The sequence below is a fragment of the Sorangium sp. So ce375 genome, from assembly GCF_051473855.1.
In the GTDB taxonomy this organism is placed as follows: Bacteria; Myxococcota_A; Polyangia; order Polyangiales; family Polyangiaceae; genus Sorangium.
Genome location: NZ_CP150335.1, coordinates 981,714 through 1,003,259 on the forward strand (window position 1 = coordinate 981,714; position 21,546 = coordinate 1,003,259).

A 21,546-nucleotide genomic window follows, 5' to 3' on the forward strand; every position below is an offset into this window, starting at 1 on the left:
TCCTCGCGGAATGCTCGGCCTTCGCGTGTACAGCGCCGCCGCGATCGGCTTCGCCCTCGCGCTCTGGGGGCTGGCGCTCGCGACGGCGGCCGAGGTCCGTCGGCGCGTGGGCCCGGCGAAGATCCTGGGCGACAGCGCCGTCGCCGGCTGGGCCACGCTGCGCCGGTGGGCGCGCGACGTCGCTCAGCGACGTCTGTTTTCGGATGCCCCCGACCCAGGCCCAGCCGCCTCGCTCCGAAAGAGCGCAGCCGCCGTCGCGGCATCGCTCGCGGCAAGCGCGGACCCGGCGACTCGAGCGCTGCCGATCGAGCAGCGCGCCTTCTTCGGCGCCGCGCATGCGGCATGATGGCCTTCGCCCCAAGGAGCCCCGATCCTGCAGCCCACCTGAGAGGATCCCTGCCGAAAACGCGGCCGATCCCGGAGAAGGACCGCGCGCCAGCAAGGCGCAGAAAGGATCTGTCCGAATGGCCCTCGGCCCCGCCGACCACGCCGAGACCGTCGCGATCTATCGCGCCACGGTCATCGGCCCTCTCATGCACCGTGTACTCACCCACGGCCAGCTCGCTGCCGCGCTGCGTGCGCTGAGCGAGCAGCGGTTTCGACCGCCGGGCGCGCACAGCACGCGCACCTACTCGGTGCCCACGCTCGAGCGCTGGCTGTATGCGTATCGCTCCGCTGGCCTCGACGGCCTGCGCCCACAGCCACGCAGCGATCGCGGCTTCGCGCAGGACCTGTCGGAGGAGCTGCGCACGCTTCTGCTCGACATTCGGCGCGAGCATCCCCACGCCTCGGTGCCGCTCATCCTCAAGACGCTGGTCGACGAGGGGAGGCTCGAAGCGACCCAGGTCTCCGAGCCCACCGTACGGCGACTGTACGCGGCGCACGGCCTTCGCCGCCGCGCCGCGCGCGCCGAGGGAGAGCCGAAGACGCGGCTGCGCTGGCAAGCCGAGCGCCCCGGCGCGCTCTGGCACGGCGACGTCTGCCACGTGACGGGTTGCACGGTCGGCGGCAAAGCGGTGCCGCTCCGCATCCACGGGCTGCTCGACGACGCCTCTCGTTACGTCGTGGCGCTCGAGGCGCACACGACCGAGAAGGAGGTCGACATGCTCGCCATGACCGTCGACGCCCTGCGCCGCCACGGCAAGCCCGACGCGCTCTATCTCGACAACGGCTCCACCTACCGCGGCGACGTCCTCAAAACCGCCTGCGCGCGGCTCGGCATCACGCTCCTGCATGCAAAGCCGTACGACCCAGAGGCGCGTGGCAAGATGGAGCGTTTCTGGCGCACGCTGCGCGAAGGGTGCCTTACCTACCTTGGCGCCGTGGCGTCGCTCGTCGACATCAACACGACGCTCCGCGCCTTCCTCGACAGGCGTTACCACCCGGCGCCGCACGCGGGCCTGCTCGGCCAGACCCCGGCGAAGGTCTATGCGGCGCGCCCCGCCGCCGAGAGCGGCGTCGACGAAAGGGCGCTGCGCGTCGCGCTCACCGAGCGCACCCGGCGCCGCGTCTCGGGCGACAACATCATCTCTGTCGACGGCGTCGCCTGGCAGCTCGATCAAGGCTACCTCGCTGGCCAGATCGTCTCCGTCGCCCGGTGCTTCGTCGCCCCCGACGAGCCGCCGTGGGTCGAGCACGAGGGCAAGCGCCTGGTGCTGCATCCGGTCGACCCGCAGCGCAACGCGCGGCGCAAGCGGCTGCCGTGTGGCGGGCCTGCGGTGGACAAGCCGACACGCCCGGTGGACTTCAACCCTGCCCGGACGCTTGGCCGCTCGACGGGCACTGGTGCCGACACGAGCGAGCGCGGAGGTGAGACGTGAGCGAGTCCTACGTCCGCTTCTTCACCCTCTCCGCCGCCCCCTTCTCCAAGGAGATCCAGGACGGCGACCTGTGGCTGCCGCCCTCCAAGGAGCAGCTCGTCGAGGAGGTGTGCGAGGCCGTGCACGAGCACGCCCAAGTGCTGCTGGTCGGCGAGCCCGGTGCCGGCAAGACGTGTGTGCTGCGGGCAGTGCGTCATCGGCTGCCGCAGGCAGGCTTCCGGCTGACCTACTGCCACAACGCCACGCTCGGCCGCCGCGACTTCTATCGCCAGCTCTGCCATGCCCTCGGTCTCAACCCTGCTGCGACCGCGGCGGCCGTCTTCTACGCTGTCAGCGCGCATATCGAGACCCTCGGCCGCGAGCGCATCCACCCGGTCTTCCTGCTGGACGAAGCGCACCTGCTCCACCAAGACACGCTCGATCATCTCCACATCCTGCTCAACTACGAATGGGACAGCCGCGCCCTGCTGTCGCTGATCCTGGTAGGGCTGTCCGACCTCCAGGACCGGCTTGAGCTGCGCAAAAACCGCTCGCTGTACTCGCGCATCGAGCGGCGTCTGTCGATCGGAGCGATGGTCCCCGACGATACCGGCGAGTACGTGCGGCTGCGGATGAGCCGCGCCGGCGCCGACCGCGACGTCTTCACCGCGGACGCACTGATGCTGCTCCACGAGGCGGCCGGCTCGAGCCTGCGCGAGATCGACCGCATGGCCACCGCCGCGCTGCGCGAGGCGGCGCGACGGAAGAAGAAACTCGTCGAGCGTGACGTGATGGCGCGCATCGTCGGCGATCTGGGTACGGACGGCAGCTGACGCTGACCGACACGACGGGCGCCCCCTCGGCGCCGGCGAAGGAGCCTCGCCGGCGTCGACGGCCACGAACGACGATGGCCATTGCGAGCCGCCCTGCACCGCGTGCCCGAGCGATGGCCTTCGTCGTCCTTGACCGCTGCCGTGCACGCCCGCGATGGCCATCCAGCGGCCTGCTCGGCCGACCATCAGCCAGCGTGAGCGTCAACACCTGGCCGTCGTCCCTGGCCTCGTGCTGGAGCTCGCCTACGACAGCTCCGGCCTGTTCGCCGCAACCTGGCGGGCCGGGTCCTGGTGGCGGGTGGTCGAGATCGGGAAGGCGTGATGCCTTGCTTTGCGGCAGGCGTGCCTCGCAGGTGGGAGCTAGATGCCTACATGCGCCCACGGTGATGCGACATAGGAACCTCTCGCCGGGAGCACTGCGATCAGGCGCCCTCCCCGGCGGGAGTACCGGAGGCCGCAGATGCGTGTCTCTGAATGGCTTCCGTTCCCGCGAGCACAACCGTATCATCAGGTTATGGCGTCGAAGGCCAAAACTCCGAAGGGGCGAACCTCAAACCTGATCACAAAGCAGCGCAAGAACGCAGAACTTACAGAGTTCATTGGAGACCTTGGGGAGGATCTGTTTGTGCCCTGGTGCACCAAGGCAGAGCTGCTGGCCACGAAACCCGGTCGTGACCGCAAGGGCTGGGATTACTATGTCGAGGACAACGCGAAGGGAAGGGCCGACGAACCGCTCGACGTTAGGCCTCCAGAATTTAGCTGTAAGGTCCAGGTAAAGGCAACGACTGCGGGTAAGCGGAAGATATCCGTCAAACTCGACAATTGGGAGCGTGCGGCGAAGGAACCTATGCCATGGTTCTTTGTTGTTTATGTGTTCGATGATCGTGTCGTGCAAGCGGCATACATCATACACGTGGGCGACAAACTCATCGAACGCGTACTTAAGCGCCTGCGTCAGCTCGAAACGGAAAATGATCCCAAGCCGCTTCACAAGCAAACAATGTCGCTCACGTGGACTGATAGAGATCGCATCGACCATCGCGAAGGCGCGGCACTAAGATCATTCATCCAGAGCCATATCGGCAACGACACACTTGCATACATTCAACACAAAACGGAGCATCAGAACACATCCGGGTTCGATGAGAATCCAATTCGAATAGCGTTCACAATGCCATCGATGCAGCGCGAGGCAGCGCATGAACTCATGGCAGATTTTGCCGTCGGCCTGGTCGAAGATTTGCCGATTTCCGCACTGCGAAAAATTGAATCCAGATTTGGTATTCAGCGAGAGATTCAGCGCCTCAGTGGTGGTGAAGGAACCATAAGATTGCAAGATAGGCCCTCGGAGGGTTTGATCCGAGTTATATTCTCAGATCCAGATCGAACGTCCGTTGCATCGATTAGCTGCAACGTGTACCTGGCACACTCGGTATTCCCATTTCTCCCGATAAGCCATTGGAAGCTCCGTCTCGTCTCTCCGTATATGTCGATAGTTGCGTATCGGCAGCAGATGCAATTTAAGACGAGCTTTGACGTGTATCGCGAGATATCTATCGAGCAGATTGCTGCATTAAGCAAAATATTGCGCCTGCTCTACGAGTCTAAGACGGTTGGGCTGCGAATAGAGTTTGAGCGCGAAGACGGTAAGATTAGTAAATTCAGTTCCGCGAAGGTCCCTTTTGATATCGACCCTGAGGTTCTTGCGAACCTCGACGTTTGTCACCAATTTGCACTGTTGGTAACGCACTTTGGTGTCTCTGAATCGACGATGGTGGTGCCTGCAAGCGTTATTGCTTATCGAGACACGGTGGCAACTATGTCTGGATTTCTTAATCGGACTGCGGGGAATGTTAGTGTGCGCATTCCGCTCGAGGGTCACGACATGAGTCGACGATGCGCGATCGTGATTCCTACGTCTGTTCTCGTGAACAAGAGTGTGCTCGCTGCGGTATTTGCGGTGGTAGGTGATCCTGCAATTGTCGACGGCGCAGGCGACAAGCCGTCCATGTTACAGGTTGAGGGCGATGTGCGGTGCCTGATGAAACAGGTTGTTCCGAAAAGCGAGTGGAGATATCGAGATTTTTGTGATAGAATCCGCACTATGGCCGCATCGCTTGAGGCGGAAGGGCTGACGGTTTCTATTCCGCGTGACGTAGCTGAGTCTGGCGCACGAAAGACGAGAAAGCTGCGGGGCCCCAAGTGATGCGCTGCTCGAACGACGTGACGAGGCGGCTGCGGCCGCGGCGGCGCCGCGAGAGCGCGGTCCTGAGAAGCAGCCCGAGGCTTCGGACGACCTCGCTCACCTGCTCGCCCTTGTCGACGAGAATCAGCACTTCGCGCTCCCGCTAATGTTCCTCCCGGAACGGTTCCAGCAGGGCGCGCGCCTCGACCTCCCCGGAGGGGATGGCACCCGGCCGGCGACGTGGGCCCGCGGATCGGAGACCGCGACCTCCCGGCGGCGGTACACCTTCTGGCGGTATTTCTCGGCCTGGTGGACGGCGACAGTGGCCAGCGCGGCCGCGATGGCGTTCAGAATGCGCTTAAGATCGCGCGCGCCGGGCGCTGGCGAGATCGACGACAGGCGCTGCCCGCGGCGTCGCCTGCGGGGCGCTGAGGAGCTCCAACAGGGTGCGAGCGGCGATCTGCGCGGTCGCAAGGTCGCCCGCCCTGTGGGCAGCGGCAATGGTCTGCGTGAGGGTGGCGACGAACTCCTGGCGCAGGTCGCTCGCCGGAGCGGCTTCAGGAGCCGCTGCGGGTCGGGGAGCGGTTGCCAGCGCCATGTCACGCATGGGCGTCGAGGGCACCGCCGGAAGCGTCACGGAATCGTCCAGCCGACCAGAGAACGCGGGGTTAGCGCCCGCGATCGGCAGGTTGGCACCGGCCTCGGCCTCCTAAAAACCCGCTGAAACCCGCCCAAATGCGTCATCCCGCTCCCCCTGGAAAAGTGACGCTGTTTCAGCAGCTTATCCATGCATCGAGGGCCGCGTTCACTCTACAGCCTGCGGGGCCGCAAATGGGTAATACTCCTTATCCGCCTTGATGTCGATGCGCTCCACAAGATACCTCAAGCGCGACGTTAGGACTTTCCTGGATGATCCCCTGGTTCCATCGCCAAGTCAGCAACGGTGTACGTCGGCTCGTGATCGTTCCAACTGCTCCACGTGTTACGAGGCTTCAACCGGCACTGCAGTGAGCGCCGCAACCTCCAGGAGTGGGGCCATGCGCGAAGGTTCTCATGGAGAAGCGGTGAGCCTCAACCCGCCCGCCCGGCCAGTCCCCGCGCCGCGCCTTCGATACGCTCCGGACGGCGTTGCTGTTCGCGAGCAAGCTCGTACGGGTGCGAGAACTTGAAGAGCGATTTCGCCTCATCGCTTTGGCTTCATCGGGGTTCGGGCTCCTCACCGACGCGCGCTTGCTCCAGCCTGCGAGTCAATCGAACGTCTCGCTCCCACGCATTCTCAAACATGCGGTCGGCCTTTAGCTTGGTCTTCATCATCGCCCCGGTCCGCATCAGCGAGAGCACTCCGAGACAGCGGCCGCGCGTCAGGCTGCATCAGGCGCTGCTCTCCGGCGTGCGGGCGGGCGAAGGAGCGAACGACCTGAAGATCTGGCGGCCGGACGAGGCCAAGCAACAAGCTCCCGTACATCGCCTGGCTCGCCAGCGAACCTGCCAGGCTCCCGCTCTCGGGAGCCGGCCATCTTGCGGTGTCGCGCGATGTTCGATATCGTCGGTCGTCGGCGGAAGGAGCGCCTCAACCACCATCGGTTATGCCTCAATACGTTTCTCCTCATCCCGGGCTCGAGGGCTCCGGGACCGCTTTCGCGTCGGTCGCCGCAGCTCTCCGGGCGCACGGAGACATCGGGAAGAAGATGCTCTCGACGCTGGGCGTGTCTGAGCTGGTCGCGGGCGAGTGGTACCCTCTCCAGACGCTCCTCGACATGCTGAAGGGCGTGGCCCGGGCGAGCGGGGACCATACGCTGCTCGCCATCGGGAAGGCGATCGTGGATCACGCCGTGCAACCGGTCATGCCGCCGACCATGGTGGAGGCCCTCCAGATGGTCGACGTGGCATACCACATGAATCACAGGCTTGACGGAGAGGTGATGTTCGATCCGGCGACCGGCGTCATGCGGGAGGGGATCGGCCACTACCGCTGTTATCCGGAGAAGCACCAGATCATCATGGTCTGCGATTCGCCTTATCCCTCGGAGCTCGATCGCGGGATCCTGCTCGGCACGGCGCGGCGAGCGGCGTCGCGCGGGGTCAGGCCGCGCGTCGACGTCGTGCTCGACGAGTCCCGCCCGTCCCGGAAGCGCGGCGCCGACTCCTGTACCTACCGCGTCACATGGTGAGTTCCCACTGGCGCCCCCGTGGACACCCCTGACGCGCTCGATCTCGACGCCTACCTCGCCCGCATCGGTCACCGCGGCCCGCTCGCCGCCACCCGGGAGGCGCTCGACGCGCTGCACTCCGCGCACCTGTGCGCCGCGGTGCCAGGAATCCGAGGGCGCGGCCGTCACGCCGCAGCCCGCGGGAGCTCGTCCATGCCGTCTCGCGCACCGGCCTCCATGCCGGCTCGCGCACCGGCCTCCGGCGCGCAGGAAGAGTTGGCTCGCTCACTGACTTCAGCGCTGTCGTGCCCCGGCGGCTCGCCCGTCAACCGCGCCTCCTCACGCACACGGCGCAGAGCGGCAAAGGCCGCGACAGGCCGCCGGGCCCATCACGGGGTAGCTGGTAACCCGGTAACCCGGTGGACCGTTGACGTAGGGCCCCGTCGACGCATGACCCCGTTGACGCATGGTCCCATCACGCACGGCGCCGTCGACGCATGGCCTCGTCGGCGCATGGCTCCGCCGACCCGCGAAGCGGACATTCAGGCCCACTGTGGGCAACGAAAATCCTGTTGCAGAAATGAAACGAACTCCGTACCGTCGAGGTCGAAAGGGCATCGCCGTGCGCCTGTCCTCGCCCCTCGGGTACTGCCGATGGTGCGCCTGGCGATGCCCCATGTCGTGGAGGGGGGCGCGGATGACGCACGCTCAGGGATTCGACCGTACTCTGACCCGGATACGGCCCGCCGCGCCGACCGCCTGATGCTGCTCTCCCCGCCTGTTTCCCAGCCCCCAGCGGCTCACCGGCGGCGCACCGGCGTTCACCTCGGCATCGGCGTCAAGCTCGCCGCGGCGACCGTGGTGGTCCTCACCAGCGTCACCGTGCTTGTCGCCAATCAGGTAATCCAGAAGACACGTGATGACCTCGTGTCGGCGAAGGCGAACGCCGCGTCGATGATGGCGGATCTGCTCTCGGGGGCCTTGACCGCGCCGCTCGATTTCGGCGATCGGGACACGGCGCAGGGCGACCTCGACCAGCTCCGGTCGAACCGCGCGCTCATCGCCGCGGTCGCGTGGGGCAACGACGCCGAGCCCATCGCCAAGATCGGTAAGCCGGGAGACGGCCTGTCGGCGTTCACCGCGCGCGGCGCCGAGAACCAGGTCCTCGAGAACGAGATACTCGTCGCCCGCCCGGTCGTGCGCGACGACGGGCGACGCCTCGGGACGCTCGTCCTCGTCTTCTCCCTCGAGCCCGAGAACGCCGCGTTCGCCGCGGCGCGCCGCAACATCCTCGCGTTCGCGGGGATCGTCGGCGCGATGACGGCCTTCCTCCTCCTCGCCTTCGCAAGGTGGCAGATCGTGCACCCGCTCTCGCGGCTCGTCGATGCCGCGCGGCGCGTCGGGCAGGGGGACCGCACCGTCCGCGTGAACGTCCGCACGCACGATGAGCTCGGCCGGCTCGCCGACGTGTTCAATGCGATGAGCTCGGCCATCCTCGAGCGCGAGGGGAAGCTCGAGATGGCCACGAAGAGCCTCCGCGAGCTCTTCGATAACATGCGCGAGGCGATCGTGGCTTTCGGCCCCGACGGCCGGCTCGGCAGCGAGGTCTCGAGAGAAGCCACGCAGATCTTCGGCGAGCGCGCCGCGGCAGGCAACCACGTCGCGGATCTCCTCTACCGGGGCGGGCCGCTCTGCGTCGAGAGCCAGGCGCTCCGGCAATGGGTCGACGCGGCGTTCGACGCGGAAGTCGACCTCTTCCCGGAGATCGCCGAGCTCGCGCCCCGCGAGGTGTGGTTCGAGCGCGCGCCGGGCGACCGCAGGTTCCTGCGCCTCGAGTTCTGCCCCATCGTCTCCGGTCAGAAGCTCGCGCGCGTCATGCTGCTCGCGACCGACCAGACCGAGCTCAGGCGCCTCGCGGACAGCGTCAAGACAAAGGACGAGGAGCACGCGCGCCAGATCGCGGCCATGCGCCGCCTCATCGCCGGCGGCGGCCAGGTCTTCGTCCGCTTCATCGAGATCTCGCGCGAGCGCGTGGCCCGGTGCAACGAGATCCTGAAGCTCGGCGAGCAACTCTGCCCCTCGGACATCGACGAGCTCTTGCAGCAGCTGCACACAATGAAGGGTGAGGCCAGGTCGTTCGACCTGGAGCGCCTCGCGGACGAGATCATGACGCTCGAGGACGAGCTCTCCATGGTCCAGGCGCGCGCGCGCTCGGAGGACAGGCCCTCGGCCGAGGCACACTCGGCGTCGTGGCGGTCGCGGCTCGATCGCGTCGCGGACGAGCTCACGCGCGCGCAGGAGACGTTCGTCGACGCGTCGCCCGTGGGCAGCGCGATCCTCGACCAGATCACGGTCCGTCGCACGGACGTCACCCGGCTCGGCGAGCTCGTCGGCGCGCAGGGCGGCGAGGCCGCCGAGATCGTCCGCCGCCTCGCGGCCCGGCCGTTCGGCGAGGTGCTCGCGCCGCTCGTCGAGCGCGTGCCCCGCTGGGCCGAGAAGGAGGGCAAGCGCGCCCGCCTCGAGATCGAAGGCCGCGAGGCCTCCATCCCTTCGGATCTCGCCCGCTTGCTCCCGGGCGTGCTCCTCCACCTCGTGCGGAACGCGATCGCCCACGGGATCGAGAGCCCCGACGCGCGCGCGCGGATGGGCAAGCCCGAGGTCGGCGTGATCCGCGCCGTCTGCAGCGAGGATCGGCCGCTGCCCACCCTCGTCGTCGAGGACGACGGCCAGGGCATCGACTTCGGCGCCCTCGCGACGAGCGCCGGCGTCGACCCGAGCGATCTGAACCGGACACGCGAGCTCCTGTTCACCCCCGGCGTGAGCACGAAGGGCGACGTGAGCGACCTCGCGGGCCGCGGCGTCGGCCTCTCCGCGGTCCGCGCCGACCTCCTCTCGGTCGGCTGGCTCATCGAGGTGGACACGTCGCGCCGCACCGGCACGGCGTTCGTGATCCGCCCCCGCACCCAGGCTGCCCCTCTCAGCAACGGAGAATGACTCGATGTCTCAAGGCGGACGCATCCTGATCATCGACGACAGCGAGATCGTGCTGATGCGAATCCGCGTCGAGCTGGCGAGCGCGGGCTACGAGGTGGTCACGACGACGCAGCTCGTGGGCACGGCCCGCCACCTGCGCGGCTGCGATCTCGTCATCGTCGACTTCTTCATGCCGGGCCTCGACGGCGCTGCCGTCCTCCAATCGCTCAAGGCCGCGGTGCCCGAGGGGGAAAAGCCGCCGCTCTTCTACCTCTACACCACCGACGCGGAGGCCGGCTCGCGGTACGCGGAGCTCGGCTTCGACGGCGTCTTCAGCAGGAAAGGCGATCTCCTCGCCCTCACCCCGCAGGTGCAAGCGGCGCTCCGCATACGCAAGCTCGCCGGCCTGTCGCGCGGCAAGGAACGCAGGACGTGACGCCCCGGCGGCGCGCCCTCGTCCTCGGCCTCTTCGCCGCGGCCGCGCTCTTCCCGTTCCATGTCATGGCGGAGCCGGCGACGGCGCCCTTCGCCGTGCAAGCGGAGATCGTCACGCGCATCCTGCCGTACGACAGGGGCTTCGCGGAGCGGGTGAAGGGACAGGTCTCTTTCCTGCTGCTCTCGCGCGCGGGCGACGCGGACTCGGCGAGCGCCGCGCTCCAGATGAGGAGGGCGCTGAACGACATCGGAAAGGTGCGTGACAAACCGATCCGCGTGGAGAGCGCCGATTACTCGAGCGCGTCCGAGCTCGCCTCGATGTGCCGCACGCACGACATCAACGTCGTGTACATCTCCTCGGGGCTCGCCAGGGACGTCGCCGCGATACGCGGCGCGCTCACGGACACCGGTATCCTGAGCTTCGCGGCCGTGGAGCCCTATGTCTCGCAGGGGGCCGTGCTCGGCGTCGATGTCGCGGACGGCAAGCCGCGCATGAGCATCAACCTCGCGCAGGCCCGGGCCCAGCTCATCGACTTCCCCGCTCCCATCCTCAAACTGGCAAGGATCTACTGAGTGAGCTCGACCCGTTTCGCACTGATCTGCGCCGCGTCGATCGCGTGGTCGACCGCCGCCCCGCGCGAGGCGCGGGCCGAGGACGTGAGCTCGCTCCTCGAGATCCTTGAAGAGAATGTCGTGTCGGGCGCCTCCCGCTCCGCGGAGCGCGAGAGCGACGCGCCCGCCATGTCGTCTGTGATCACCGGCGCGCAGCTCAAGATCTTCGGCATACGGCGCCTCGCCGACGCGCTCACCTTCCTCGCGAGCGGCGTCTTCGCGCACGATCGCATGTCGGTCCCGGAGGTCGGCGCGCGCGGGGTCGCCCTGACCCGGGACTCGAACAGCCACGTGTTGATCGTGCTCGACGGCATGGTCGTGAACGAGCAGGGCGGCGGCGCCGTGTTCCTGCACGATATCCCGATCGAGATCGTCGATCATATCGAGGTGGTCCTCGGCCCTGGCTCCGTGCTCTACGGCGCGCAGGCCATGCTGGGGGTCATCAACGTCGTCACGAAGAAGGCCGCCGATCACCAGGGCCTCCGCGCCTCTATGACGCTCGGGGCGTCGCCGCCGCTCGACGAATCCGGGGACATCCGGGCACCCACCACGAGCGCCGCCGGGGGCGAGGGCGCGGTGGCGCTCGGCTTCGGGCGCCGCCTGACGCTGCTCGGGCAGCCCGCGGGCCTGGTGGCGGCGGTCGACATGAGCCGCTTCGATGGGCCCGAGGTGAGCTTCCCGAAGCAACGGCTCCCGGTCGGGCTGGACGGCGTGTCCGTCATGGATCTCGGCTCGCACGCCGAGCCCGGCTTCTGGGGCGGCACGGTGGAAGAGCAGTGGTTTCACCGCAAGGCAGGCGCCTTCGTGCGCCTCGACGCCGGCGACCTGAGCGCCGTCGCGCAGGCGACGCGCGCGGTGTGGGCCGCGCCCTTCATGGATCTTTATGAGAACCGCGTCGGGTCCTTTGACGACGCGCGCAACGACAACACAGAGTCGCTCTTCCTGACCAGCGTGAGCTATCGCGCCCGCCTGAGCGAGCGGCTCGAGGGCGTGGCGCGCGGGTACTTCGGGTACAGCCGGATCGAGCGCTCGCGCTACGTGGTCGGTCACGAGCCGCTCGTGCCGCACGTTCCGCTCGACGTGCTCGATCCAGAGCAGTGCCCGCGCGGCCCGTCCGGGCCCTGTCGGAAGGACGCGCTGTTCCTCTCCCGCTGGGTCGGGCTGGAGCTCCAGGCGCGGTACGACTGGGCAGGCGACGGCGCCTTCGTGACCACGGCGGGCCTCGATGGGCGCCTTCGCACGTCGGCCTTCGAGTTCGTCGCGTTCGACGAGCTCACGGGGAAGAGCTATGGCTCCGACCCGGCGCGCACGCGCTGGCACGGCGGCGGATACCGTCTCGAGGACGAGGCGGCGCTCGGAGCCTATGTGCAGCAGACGCTCCGCCTCTTCAAGCCCCTCTCGCTCAACGCGGGGATCCGGGTCGACCTCGACTCGCGTATCCCGCTCGAGTACGTGCCGAACGCGATCTCGCCGCGCGCCGCGCTGATCCTCACGCCGGACGAGCGCGTATCGCTCAAGCTCATCTATTCGAGCGCATTCCGCGCGCCCAGCTTCGTCGAGCTCTACACCGTGAGCGGCAGGCTCCTGCCGAACCCGGACGGCCTCAAGCCGGAGCAGGTCTCTTCCCTGGAGGCGGTCTCGTCGTTCCGGACCGGCGCGTACTCCTTCACGGCCGGCGGCTTCTACTCGGACTGGCAGGACGTCATCGAGCTCCAGATGCTGAGGGCCAAGGCGCCCAGCGTCTCGAGGTACAACAACGTCCCAGGCATCGAGAACTACGGCGCGAACCTCGGCTTCGAGACGAGCTTCCTCGAGCGGAAGCTGCGCATCGGCGTGAACTCCACGTTCGCCGCGACGCGACGCCGCATGTCCCAGCAGCAGATCGCCCGGAACGCGCAGTTCGGCACCGGCGACGATGTCCCCATCACGGTCGCGCCGCAGGTCTACGGCAATGCCCGCGTATCGTACGAGATCGGCACTGGCACCGTGTCCCTGGCGGCCGCTTACATGGGCCGGCGGATCGCCGACCAGGCGTATTATGGCGGCGATCCATCGAACATCTCCCCTCGTCCCGAGGTGCCGCCGCAGCTGGAGCTCCGCGCGGTGGTGACGGGCGCGATCCCCGGGCTGAAGGGCGCCGGGTACACGCTCGGCGGGCAATACGCGTTCTCGGGCAAGGAGCCCTACGTCGTCGGGCCCAACCAGGGGCAGCCGCGCTACCTCGTCGAGAGCGGCCCCTCCGCGGATTTCGCGTTCAAGAACCGCCTTACGCTCTTCGCCGGGATCGAGTTTCACCTGGACGACGACGGCGCCGCAGGCAGCCCGGCCGCGGCGGCCAAGCCCTCCTCCTCCGCGACGGTCGGGCGCGCGAGCCTCGGAGCTTCACCGTGAAGAGCACACGTTTTCCCGCGCTCCTCCTCGGCCTGTCGGCCACGACAGGCCTCCTGGCCGGGGGCTGCGTCGAGGTCGGCCACCCCAGCGAGGTGGGCTGCTTCGTCGAGGTCGACAACCCGAACTGCTTCGACACCGGCGTCGCCGCGAGCTCTTCTCAGGCGAGCGGAACCACCTCGACCGGAGGGGCTGGCGGAGGCGGCGTGAGCGCCGACACCGGAGGCGGCGCCGGCGCGAGCGCGGATGGCGGAGGCGGCGCAGGGGGCGACGGCGGCTCCGCGGGCTCGGGCGGCGCGGGCGGCGCGGGCGGCGCCGGGCTGTGATCGCGGGCGACCGAGCGTGCGCTCTCTCTCATCACGCTCGATTGCATCAACCTGTCCGCCACATGAGGGGCCGAATCGTCCACCGTGGAGTCACGTCCGACGGTACCCTACTGGTGATTGGCATGCTCTCCTGCAGGAACTGGCGCGGTCAGCATCGTCATGAGCGAGGACGGAAAAGGCATTGACAGCCGATTTTGTTTCACTTAGTCGTAATAATGAAGCTGAGCTAGACCGCTGCATTGCCATCGTGAAGAGGGGATCGTGCGCTATCGAGAGCTCTCTGATGGCATTCACGGTTACCGGACGCCTCAGATGACGTGCGACCTCTTGCCCTGACCGGGCGGAAAGCGCTCGATGGAAGTCCCCGTGTTGCCCGCGATGAAGGAGACCGAGGCCAGCCCGGCGCAGGGCGCGACGATCTCGCGAGCCCAGCGGATGCTCGACGCGTTGCCGGCGATCGTGTGTGTCCTGGATCTCACGGGACCGCGGCTCACCGGGCACAACGCCGCGCTCGTCCGGGCGCTCGGCTGCACGGGAGAAGAGCTCCTCTCGCGGGGTGTCGAGGCGCTCTCGGCGGCCATTCACCCCGACGATCTCGCCGGCCTCGCCGCGCGCGCGGCCGAGCTCGCCGCGGCGCGTGACGGCGGGGTCGTCGAAGGCGAGCTGCGGGCGCGGAGCGTCGAACGAGGGCAAGAAGAGCGCATCTTCGCCGTGCGCGCGCAGGTCTTCACCCGAGGGGACGACGGCGCCGTACGCGAGGTCGTCGTCTTCGCCGAGGACGCCACAGCGCGAAGGCGCCGCGAGCAGGGCCGCGACAGGAGAGGTGCGCTGCTCGCGGCGCTCTGCGATCGCGGCCCTGTCCTCATGTACGCGAAGGACCGTGACGGCGCCTACCTCCTGGCGAGCCGAGCATTCGAAGAGCTCGTCGGGGCGACCCCGGGCGCGATCATCGGAAAGACCGATAGCGACTTCTGTCCGTGGGAAGTTGCGTCTATTTACAATGACGTCGATAACCTTGTGCGCAAGAACGGCGCCCCGTTCGAGGCCGAGGAGATCGTCCCGCAGGCCCAGGGCGATCGGACCTTGTACACGATCAAATTCCCCTTCCGCGGCGAGGGCATCCCGGAGGGCGCGGTCGCCGGGATCTCCGTCGACATCACGCGCGTCAAGGCGGCGGAGCGCGAGCGGGAGACGGCGCGGGACGAGCTGATCGCGGCGCAGCAGGACACGATACGGGAGCTGGTGACGCCGCTGTTGCCGATCGCCGAGGGGGTGCTCGTGATGCCGCTCATCGGCTTCTTCGACAGCGCGCGGGCGAGCCGGATCATCGAGACGCTGCTCGAGGGTGTGCAGCGGCACTCGGCCCGCATCGCGATCATCGACATCACCGGCGTCAAGGCGGTGGACACCCAGGTCGCCGAGATGCTCGTGCAGTCCGCGCGCGCCGTCGGGCTGCTCGGTGCGCAGGTGGTGCTCACGGGCATCCAGCCGGCGATCGCGCAGACGCTCATCGAGCTCGACGTGGATCTGCGGGGCCTGATCACGGCGGGGACGCTGCGGAGCGGCATCGCGTATGCGTATCCGGTCGTGCAAGCTGGTGGCGGACAGGAGCCGCGCAGCCTGCGCCGCGAATGAGGGCGAGGCGCGCGGAGCGCGCGCCGTCGCAGGGTGGTCCCGGAGGTCGGCGCGCGCTCAGCCGCGCTGAGCCGTCAGGGGACGGTGAGACGGATCGAACGATATCGAGAAGAGGAGGGGATTCATGTACCATCGCGCCATCTCTGGGGGCATCCTTCTGGCGACCTGCGTGCTCGCCTGCAGCTCGAGCGAAGACACGACGGAAGCGCCGCTGACCATCGCTTACATCACGCACAACAAGTGCAATCGGTTCCACGATCTGGGGCGCGCGGGCGCCGCACAGGCGCAGAGCGAGCTGTCGACGACGAGCGCGCGGCCGGTCAACGTGATGATCCTGGACCCTGAATGTCCGGAGCTCACGGACGACGGCAAGCCGCTGGACCCCGACGACGCCTGCTACCTTGCCCGGCCGCAGATGGACGTGCTGCAAGAGGTCATCGACATGAAGGTCGATGCGATCTCCGTCGATGTCTTCAGCGGGGACTGCGAGACCGACCTCATCAACAAGGCGGTGGACGCCGGCATCAAGGTCGTCACGTACGGCGGCGACGCTCCGGCCAGCAAGCGCCACACCTACTACGGCATGGACAACAAGGCCGCTGCTGCCTTCCTCATGAATGCGCTCGCGACAATCAACGGGAAGACCGGCAAGGTCGCCCTTCAGACGATGATGGATGACGACGGTAACGGAGTCTACACCCCGACCCCCGCGGGCACCTTCATCGACCGGCTCGCCGGGTTCAACGAGGCGCTGGCGAAGTACCCGAACATGACGAACGCCGTGAGCCTCCCTTGCGTGTGCTGCGACTACGCGAACCCTTTCTGCGCGAAGACCGCGGAGGAGGCCCTGGTGGAGGACCCGGAGATCACGGGTTTCTTCTTCTCCTACAGCAAGCTCCTCGGCGAGCCCGACCTCGAGAAGAACGCGCCGCAGCTCACCGCGAGGGCGAAGGAGAAGACCATTCACTCGGTGGCGTTCGATACGCTGCCGGAGTACATGGATCGCATGCGCGCGGGGTACGTGGACGTGCTCCTCGGTCAGAAGCTGTTCGGCTGGGGCTACGATACCGTCATGCTCGCGTACGATCTGGCCACCACCAAGCGGCAAGTGAGCCCCTTCACCGACGCTGGCTGGTACGTCGTCTGTCCGAACAACCTGGAGGAGTTCGAGCGAAATACCCAGGCGATGGACTACCGGACGCCCTTGTCGAAGTGCAGCTTGCTCCCCTGAGCCCGGCGTTGTTCGGTGCGGCAGGCCACGTTGCGTGACGTGCGCCGCGATCGTCGTCTGCGCGGGGGGGCTGCAGCGGCCGCGCCAGGCGGCCGCGACAGGGAGGTGACGCCGCGTCTTCGATTTCGCCGCGCGCGCGCAGTGGGTATCATGGGTCTAGCTCTGGCCCGCGCGTTCGCCGCCCGGGCCTGGAAGGAGCCGCCATGAAGAGAGGCCTGCCGCGATGAAGGAGACAAGGGCCAGGGAGCAGCAGGACGAGCTCAGCGCGCGAGCCCAGAGGATGCTCGACGCGGCGCCGACGATCCTGTGTGTCGTGGGCCTCGACGAGCGGCGGCTCATCGCACACAACGCCGCTCTCGCCCGCTCGCTCGGCTGTACGGACGAAGAGCTCTCGACACGAGGCGTGGAGGCGCTCTCGGAGCGGATCTATCCGGAGGACATCGCCGGCCTCGCCGCAAGCGCGGAGCGGCTGAAGGGGGCGCGGGACGGCGAGGTGATCGAGGGCGAGCTCCGGGCGCGAAGCCGGGAGGGAGACGAGCGCATCTTCGCGGTGCGCGCGGAGGTCTTCGCGCGAAGCGAGGATGGATCCGCGCGCGAGATCTTCCTGTCGGCCGAGGACGTGACGGAGCGAAAGCGCCGCGAGCAGCACCTCCACCGGAGCGAGGCGCTGCTCGCGATGTTCTGTGATCACGCGCCCGTCCTTTTGTATGCGAAGGACCGGGAAGGAGCCTTTCTCCTGGTGAGCCGCTCGGTGGAGGAGCTCGCCGGAGCGGCCCCGGGCAGCATGCTCGGAAAGACCGATGGCGACTTCTTTCCGTCGGAAGTTGCGTCTATTTACAATGACGTCGATAACCTCGTGCGCAGGAACGGCGCCCCGTTCGAGGCCGAGGATCCGGTCCCTCACGCCCAAGGCGAGAAGACGTTCTACTCGATCAAGTTCCCGGTCTGGGGGAAGGGTATTCCGGAAGGCGCGATCGCGGGGATATCCGTCGACATCACGCGCGTCAAGGCGGCGGAGCGCGAGCGGGAGGCGGCGCGGGACGAGCTGATCGCGGCGCAGCAGGACACGATACGGGAGCTGGTGACACCGCTCTTGCCGATCGCCCAGGGGGTGCTCGTGATGCCGCTCATCGGCTTCTTCGACAGCGCGCGGGCGAGCCGGATCGTCGAGACGCTGCTCGAGGGCGTGGAGAGGCACTCGGCCCGCATCGCGATCATCGATATCACGGGCGTCAAGGCGGTGGACGTGCAGGTCGCCGAGATGCTCGTGCAGTCCGCGCGCGCCGTCGGGCTGCTCGGTGCGCAGGTGGTGCTCACGGGCATCCAGCCGGCGATCGCGCAGACGCTCATCGAGCTGGACGTCGATCTGCGGGGCCTGATCACGGCGGGGACGCTGCGGAGCGGCATCGCGTATGCGCTGAAGCGGATGTGACAGCAGGCCGCGCCGAGGCCGAGGGGAATCGCAGCGACGCACGCGCCTTGCGACGCCACGCCCGCGGGGCGCGTCAGGCCAGCGTGTCGTCTACCCCGGCTGCGCGCCCAGCTGCTTCACCGCCTTCGATCCCGCCTCGATCGCGCGCAGCAGGCACTCTGCCTCATCCGTGCCCTCGAGCTCCGCGGCGATGAACCCGGCGGCGAACGCGTCGCCGGCCCCGGTCGTGTCCACCACCTCCACCGGAGGCGCCGGCGCGTCGAGGCGTAGGCCATGCCGTCCGCCCACCGCCGCGCCACGAGCCCCGCGCTTGATGATCACCCGCTCGAAATAGGCCCCCAGCGCGATCATCTGCTCGGTGAGATCACCGGTGCCCGAGAGCGCCTCCGCCTCGTCGGCGTTGGCGAGCAGCGTCGACATCCCTCGTGTCCACTCAAGGAAACTCCCGACCCCCAGCTCCCGCAGGAAGCTCACCGACGCGGCGTCGATGGTGATCGGGATGCCGCGCCGCCGCGCTTCTTCGGCGAGCCACGACACGGCCCGCCGAGGCCCTTCGGCAAAGAGCGAATAACCCGAGACGAGCACCAGCCGCGTCTCGTCCAGGAGCCGCACCGGTATGTCCGAAGGCTCGAGCGCAAGGTTCGCCCCACGGTCGGTGAGAAAGCTCCGCTCCCCGTCGGCGTCGACGAGGACGACAAGCACGCCCGACGGCCTCTGCGGGTCGGCGGCGAGGATGGGATCGACATGGAAGCCCTTGAAATAGGCTTCGAGTCGAGGCTTGTCGCCGGCCGCCACCCGGGCGACGAACGACACCTTCGCTCCCATCGCGCCGAGCCACACCGCCTGGTTCGCCGCTGAGCCTCCCGGCCGGCTCTGGATCGTGGCGCGCCGATCCGAGCCGCGCACGAGCGGCCCCTCGGGACGGACGATCACGTCCGTCATCACGTCGCCCACCACGAGCACGCGGCCGGCCGCGCTCATGCCTTGGCCTTCGGCTTTGCCTTGGGCTCGGCGCCGAGCTTGCTCAGCGCCGCAGCGATCTCCGCCGCCACCGCCGCATTGTTCTCGACCAGCGCGATGTTGGCGATGAGGCTCTTGCCCTCGGTGAGCTCGAAGATGCGCTTCAGGAGGAACGGTGTCAGGTCTTTGCGGCTCACGCCCGCTGCCTCGGCGCCCTGGATCGCCTCCTCGATCCGCGCCTCGATCGCCCTGGCGTCCAAGGCATGGCTCTCGGGGATCGGGTTGGCAACAAGGACCCCGCCCAGGCCGAGCTCGAACTGCAGCGCGATGACCTTGGCCGCGTGCTCGGCGCTCTCGATCCGATGGTCCACCTTCTGCCCGCTCTGCCGCGCCCAGAAGGCCGGGAAATCCTCGGTCTTGTAGCCCAGGACCGGCACGCCATTTGTCTCGAGCGTCTCCAGCGTCTTGGGGATGTCGAGGATCGACTTGGCCCCCGCGCAGACCACCGCCACCTGCGTCTGACTCAGCTCCTCGAGGTCGGCGGAGATGTCGAAGGTCGTCTCCGCCCCGCGATGCACGCCGCCGATGCCGCCCGTGGCGAAGACACGGATACCCGCCCAGGCCGCCGCCATCATCGTTGTCGCCACCGTCGTTCCGGCCATCGCGCCCGAGACCAGGAGCGCCGCCACGTCGCGCCGCGAGGCCTTGGCCGCCTCGCCGCCCGCCTTGGCCAGCCGCTCGAGATCTTCGGTTTTCACGCCCACCTTGAGCTTGCCGTCCATGATGGCGATCGTCGCCGGCACGGCCCCGTTCCGGCGGACTACGGCCTCCACGCGCTGCACCATCTCGAGGTTTTGCGGATACGGCATGCCGTGCGTGATGATTGTCGATTCCAGCGCCACTACCGGACGGCCGTCAGCGAGCGCTTTCCTGACCTCGGGGGAGATGGAGAGATGGTCTTTGACCGACACGCGGAGCTCCTCAGCCTTCTGCCTTGCGGCCGACGCCACCGGCGCCTCCATCCAGCCAGGGCCCACCCAAGAGCGCAAGGACAAGACGCCAGGACGTTCCCGCGGGGCGGGAGACACGTGGCTTGTGGCGCGGCGGCGTCGCGGGCATGGAGGCCGGTCATGCCCCTCCGAGAGCTCCTCCCCATCGTCCTCCTCGGCGCAGGAATCGCGTTCGGCGCCGGGAGCGCGGCCTGCGCCGCGCGACCAGGCTCGACCGATGCAAGCTCGTCGAGCACCGCCGCGGCGCCGGCGCGGTTGAGCGTGCCGGCGAGCGCCCCCGCAGCAGCGCCAGGGCAAGCGGCGGCGGGCGACCCCGCGCCCGGGGCGGCTGCGCCCGAGCCGCTGCCACCGTCGGCCGAGCAGATCGCGGACCTCCCGCCCGGCGCGGCGATCTACTTCTCGCTTCGCAACAGCGATCTCGACGTTGCCGTCCAGTACCTGCCCGAGCTCGTCGAGGTCCTTGGCGAGGCGAACCGCGCGCTCGGCAGCCAGGATCCACCGGACGTGATGCTCGCGAAGGCCGGCGTCGATCCGCGCAGGCCGATCCTGGGCGCCCTGGTGCCCGCGCCCGAGAAGAGCGCGCGCGCGGTCGTCGACGCCGTGGCCAAGGGGACCACGGGCAAGGCGCTCGAGAAGATCGTTCGCTCGCACGCGCCGGACGCGATGCGGCTGCGGATACTGGTTCCGCTCACGGGCGGGGCGGACCCTCGGCGCGCCCTGGCGCCCGTGATCGACGTGCTCGCGGGCGCCCCGCTGGACGCGTGCCCGGGCGCCGCGCGCTGCGCCGGCTTCGGCGCCCGTGCGCCGCTCGGCGTGGCGCAAGGCAGGCTCGCCGCCGTCGCGGCCTACGCGGACGGCACGGACCTCCGGCTCGACGTCGTGATGCCGCTCTTCCTGCCCGGCGCCGATCCGGCCGTCTTGAAGGAGCTCGTCGCGTTCGGCGAAGAGCAGGGAGGCCCGGAGGGCCGGTGCTCCAGGTTCGACGCGAGCCCCGTGGTGTCGGTGTGCCTCGACGCCGAGCGGCTGGGCGAGCTGGGCGTGACGTTCGGCTACGGCCAGATCGCAGGCGCGCTCGCTCAGGGCTCCGTCGACCCGAAGCTGGTGCCGGCGATCGCTGTCCAGGGGCTCGCCGAGGCCCGGCAGAACCTCTGGCTCGCGGCGCCGGCGCGCAGGCTCGCGAGCGACGGCACCCTCGGGGTCACCGTGCAGGGCAAGCGGAGCCGCCTCGTCGGGTCATGGGCTCTCACGGACGCCTCGCGCGCCGGCGTCGAGAGGGCGTTCGCCGCCGAGCGATGCGCTGCCGGCGATGCGGCGGCCAAGGAGCTCTTGCCCGCGCTCCGCGCGGCGTTCGGCGATCCGGGGAAGGGGTTCGACGACCCGAAGAAGGCCGTCACCGCGTTCAAGGAGGCAGGCTGGGCCGCCTATGCGATCGCGGCCGCCGGCACATGGCCGAACCTGCTCGGCGTGATCGCGAACGCGCTCGATCGAGGCCCGGGGGCCGACCCTGACTACCAGGTGTGCGCTCGCTACGACGACGGGCGGCTCGTCCTCGCGGCCCAGATCCGGAGATGAAAGTG

General features: G+C 68.4%; 17 protein-coding genes. 15 read left to right on the forward strand and 2 right to left on the reverse strand.

Annotated features, from left to right (window positions below):
* Positions 1-10: 10 nt before the first annotated feature.
* From WME90_RS03825 to WME90_RS03890, 14 genes are all read left to right on the forward strand, one after another.
* Entirely contained in the window at positions 11-346 is a 336-nt protein-coding gene (locus WME90_RS03825) for a hypothetical protein (RefSeq protein WP_437279693.1), read from the forward strand.
* A 118-nt stretch (positions 347-464) separates the two neighbouring features.
* The gene (locus tag WME90_RS03830; protein ID WP_437279694.1) at positions 465-1,820 is read left to right on the forward strand and encodes a DDE-type integrase/transposase/recombinase; all 1,356 of its coding nucleotides are present in this window, start codon (positions 465-467) and stop codon (positions 1,818-1,820) included.
* Positions 1,817-2,632, forward strand: coding sequence for an ExeA family protein (locus WME90_RS03835; RefSeq protein ID WP_437279695.1), 816 nt, complete (start codon positions 1,817-1,819; stop codon positions 2,630-2,632). Before WME90_RS03830 ends, WME90_RS03835 begins: the two co-directional genes overlap by 4 nt.
* Before the next feature lie 154 nt (positions 2,633-2,786).
* A complete protein-coding gene (locus WME90_RS03840) occupies positions 2,787-2,954 on the forward strand; it encodes a hypothetical protein (protein WP_437279696.1) in 168 nt (55 codons plus the stop codon).
* A 192-nt stretch (positions 2,955-3,146) separates the two neighbouring features.
* Positions 3,147-4,838 (forward strand): hypothetical protein, encoded by a 1,692-nt coding sequence (locus WME90_RS03845; RefSeq protein WP_437279697.1) that lies wholly within the window; start codon positions 3,147-3,149, stop codon positions 4,836-4,838.
* A 1,685-nt stretch (positions 4,839-6,523) separates the two neighbouring features.
* Positions 6,524-6,988 (forward strand): hypothetical protein, encoded by a 465-nt coding sequence (locus WME90_RS03850; protein WP_437279698.1) that lies wholly within the window; start codon positions 6,524-6,526, stop codon positions 6,986-6,988.
* Positions 6,989-7,729: 741 nt separating this feature from the next.
* Positions 7,730-9,961: a HAMP domain-containing protein gene (locus WME90_RS03855; RefSeq protein ID WP_437279699.1), complete on the forward strand. Its 2,232-nt coding sequence runs from the start codon at positions 7,730-7,732 to the stop codon at positions 9,959-9,961.
* Between the two features lie 4 nt (positions 9,962-9,965).
* The gene (locus tag WME90_RS03860; protein ID WP_437279700.1) at positions 9,966-10,376 is read left to right on the forward strand and encodes a response regulator; all 411 of its coding nucleotides are present in this window, start codon (positions 9,966-9,968) and stop codon (positions 10,374-10,376) included.
* Positions 10,373-10,948: a YfiR family protein gene (locus tag WME90_RS03865; protein ID WP_437279701.1), complete on the forward strand. Its 576-nt coding sequence runs from the start codon at positions 10,373-10,375 to the stop codon at positions 10,946-10,948. Before WME90_RS03860 ends, WME90_RS03865 begins: the two co-directional genes overlap by 4 nt.
* A complete protein-coding gene (locus tag WME90_RS03870) occupies positions 10,949-13,378 on the forward strand; it encodes a TonB-dependent receptor plug domain-containing protein (RefSeq protein ID WP_437279702.1) in 2,430 nt (809 codons plus the stop codon).
* Entirely contained in the window at positions 13,375-13,701 is a 327-nt protein-coding gene (locus WME90_RS03875; protein ID WP_437279703.1) for a hypothetical protein, read from the forward strand. The genes WME90_RS03870 and WME90_RS03875 overlap by 4 nt, the downstream gene beginning before the upstream one ends.
* Positions 13,702-14,055: 354 nt before the next feature.
* The gene (locus WME90_RS03880) at positions 14,056-15,336 is read left to right on the forward strand and encodes a PAS domain-containing protein (protein ID WP_437279704.1); all 1,281 of its coding nucleotides are present in this window, start codon (positions 14,056-14,058) and stop codon (positions 15,334-15,336) included.
* Between the two features lie 124 nt (positions 15,337-15,460).
* Positions 15,461-16,567, forward strand: a complete 1,107-nt coding sequence (locus WME90_RS03885; RefSeq protein WP_437279705.1) for a substrate-binding domain-containing protein — start codon at positions 15,461-15,463, stop codon at positions 16,565-16,567.
* 223 nt (positions 16,568-16,790) lie between these two features.
* The gene (locus WME90_RS03890; RefSeq protein ID WP_437279706.1) at positions 16,791-17,999 is read left to right on the forward strand and encodes a PAS domain-containing protein; all 1,209 of its coding nucleotides are present in this window, start codon (positions 16,791-16,793) and stop codon (positions 17,997-17,999) included.
* A 90-nt stretch (positions 18,000-18,089) separates the two neighbouring features.
* On the opposite strand, the gene WME90_RS03895 is transcribed toward WME90_RS03890, so the two are convergent.
* Complete coding sequence (locus tag WME90_RS03895; protein WP_437279707.1) at positions 18,090-18,980, reverse strand: carbohydrate kinase family protein; 891 nt, start codon at positions 18,978-18,980, stop codon at positions 18,090-18,092.
* Positions 18,977-19,930, reverse strand: a complete 954-nt coding sequence (locus tag WME90_RS03900; protein WP_437279708.1) for a pseudouridine-5'-phosphate glycosidase — start codon at positions 19,928-19,930, stop codon at positions 18,977-18,979. The genes WME90_RS03895 and WME90_RS03900 overlap by 4 nt, the downstream gene beginning before the upstream one ends.
* A gap of 159 nt (positions 19,931-20,089) precedes the next feature.
* Between WME90_RS03900 and WME90_RS03905 the strand changes: the two genes are divergently transcribed.
* Positions 20,090-21,541, forward strand: coding sequence for a hypothetical protein (locus WME90_RS03905; protein WP_437279709.1), 1,452 nt, complete (start codon positions 20,090-20,092; stop codon positions 21,539-21,541).
* Positions 21,542-21,546 lie beyond the last annotated feature (5 nt).

Coding starts and splice junctions, on each gene's coding strand:
- WME90_RS03825 (WP_437279693.1), top strand. CDS start 11: ATGCTCGGCCTTCGCGTGTACAGCGCCGCCGCGATCGGCTTCGCCCTC.
- WME90_RS03830 (WP_437279694.1), top strand. CDS start 465: ATGGCCCTCGGCCCCGCCGACCACGCCGAGACCGTCGCGATCTATCGC.
- WME90_RS03840 (WP_437279696.1), top strand. CDS start 2,787: ATGGCCATCCAGCGGCCTGCTCGGCCGACCATCAGCCAGCGTGAGCGT.
- WME90_RS03845 (WP_437279697.1), top strand. CDS start 3,147: ATGGCGTCGAAGGCCAAAACTCCGAAGGGGCGAACCTCAAACCTGATC.
- WME90_RS03855 (WP_437279699.1), top strand. CDS start 7,730: ATGCTGCTCTCCCCGCCTGTTTCCCAGCCCCCAGCGGCTCACCGGCGG.
- WME90_RS03860 (WP_437279700.1), top strand. CDS start 9,966: ATGTCTCAAGGCGGACGCATCCTGATCATCGACGACAGCGAGATCGTG.
- WME90_RS03880 (WP_437279704.1), top strand. CDS start 14,056: ATGGAAGTCCCCGTGTTGCCCGCGATGAAGGAGACCGAGGCCAGCCCG.
- WME90_RS03885 (WP_437279705.1), top strand. CDS start 15,461: ATGTACCATCGCGCCATCTCTGGGGGCATCCTTCTGGCGACCTGCGTG.
- WME90_RS03890 (WP_437279706.1), top strand. CDS start 16,791: ATGAAGGAGACAAGGGCCAGGGAGCAGCAGGACGAGCTCAGCGCGCGA.
- WME90_RS03895 (WP_437279707.1), bottom strand. CDS start 18,980: ATGAGCGCGGCCGGCCGCGTGCTCGTGGTGGGCGACGTGATGACGGAC.
- WME90_RS03905 (WP_437279709.1), top strand. CDS start 20,090: ATGCCCCTCCGAGAGCTCCTCCCCATCGTCCTCCTCGGCGCAGGAATC.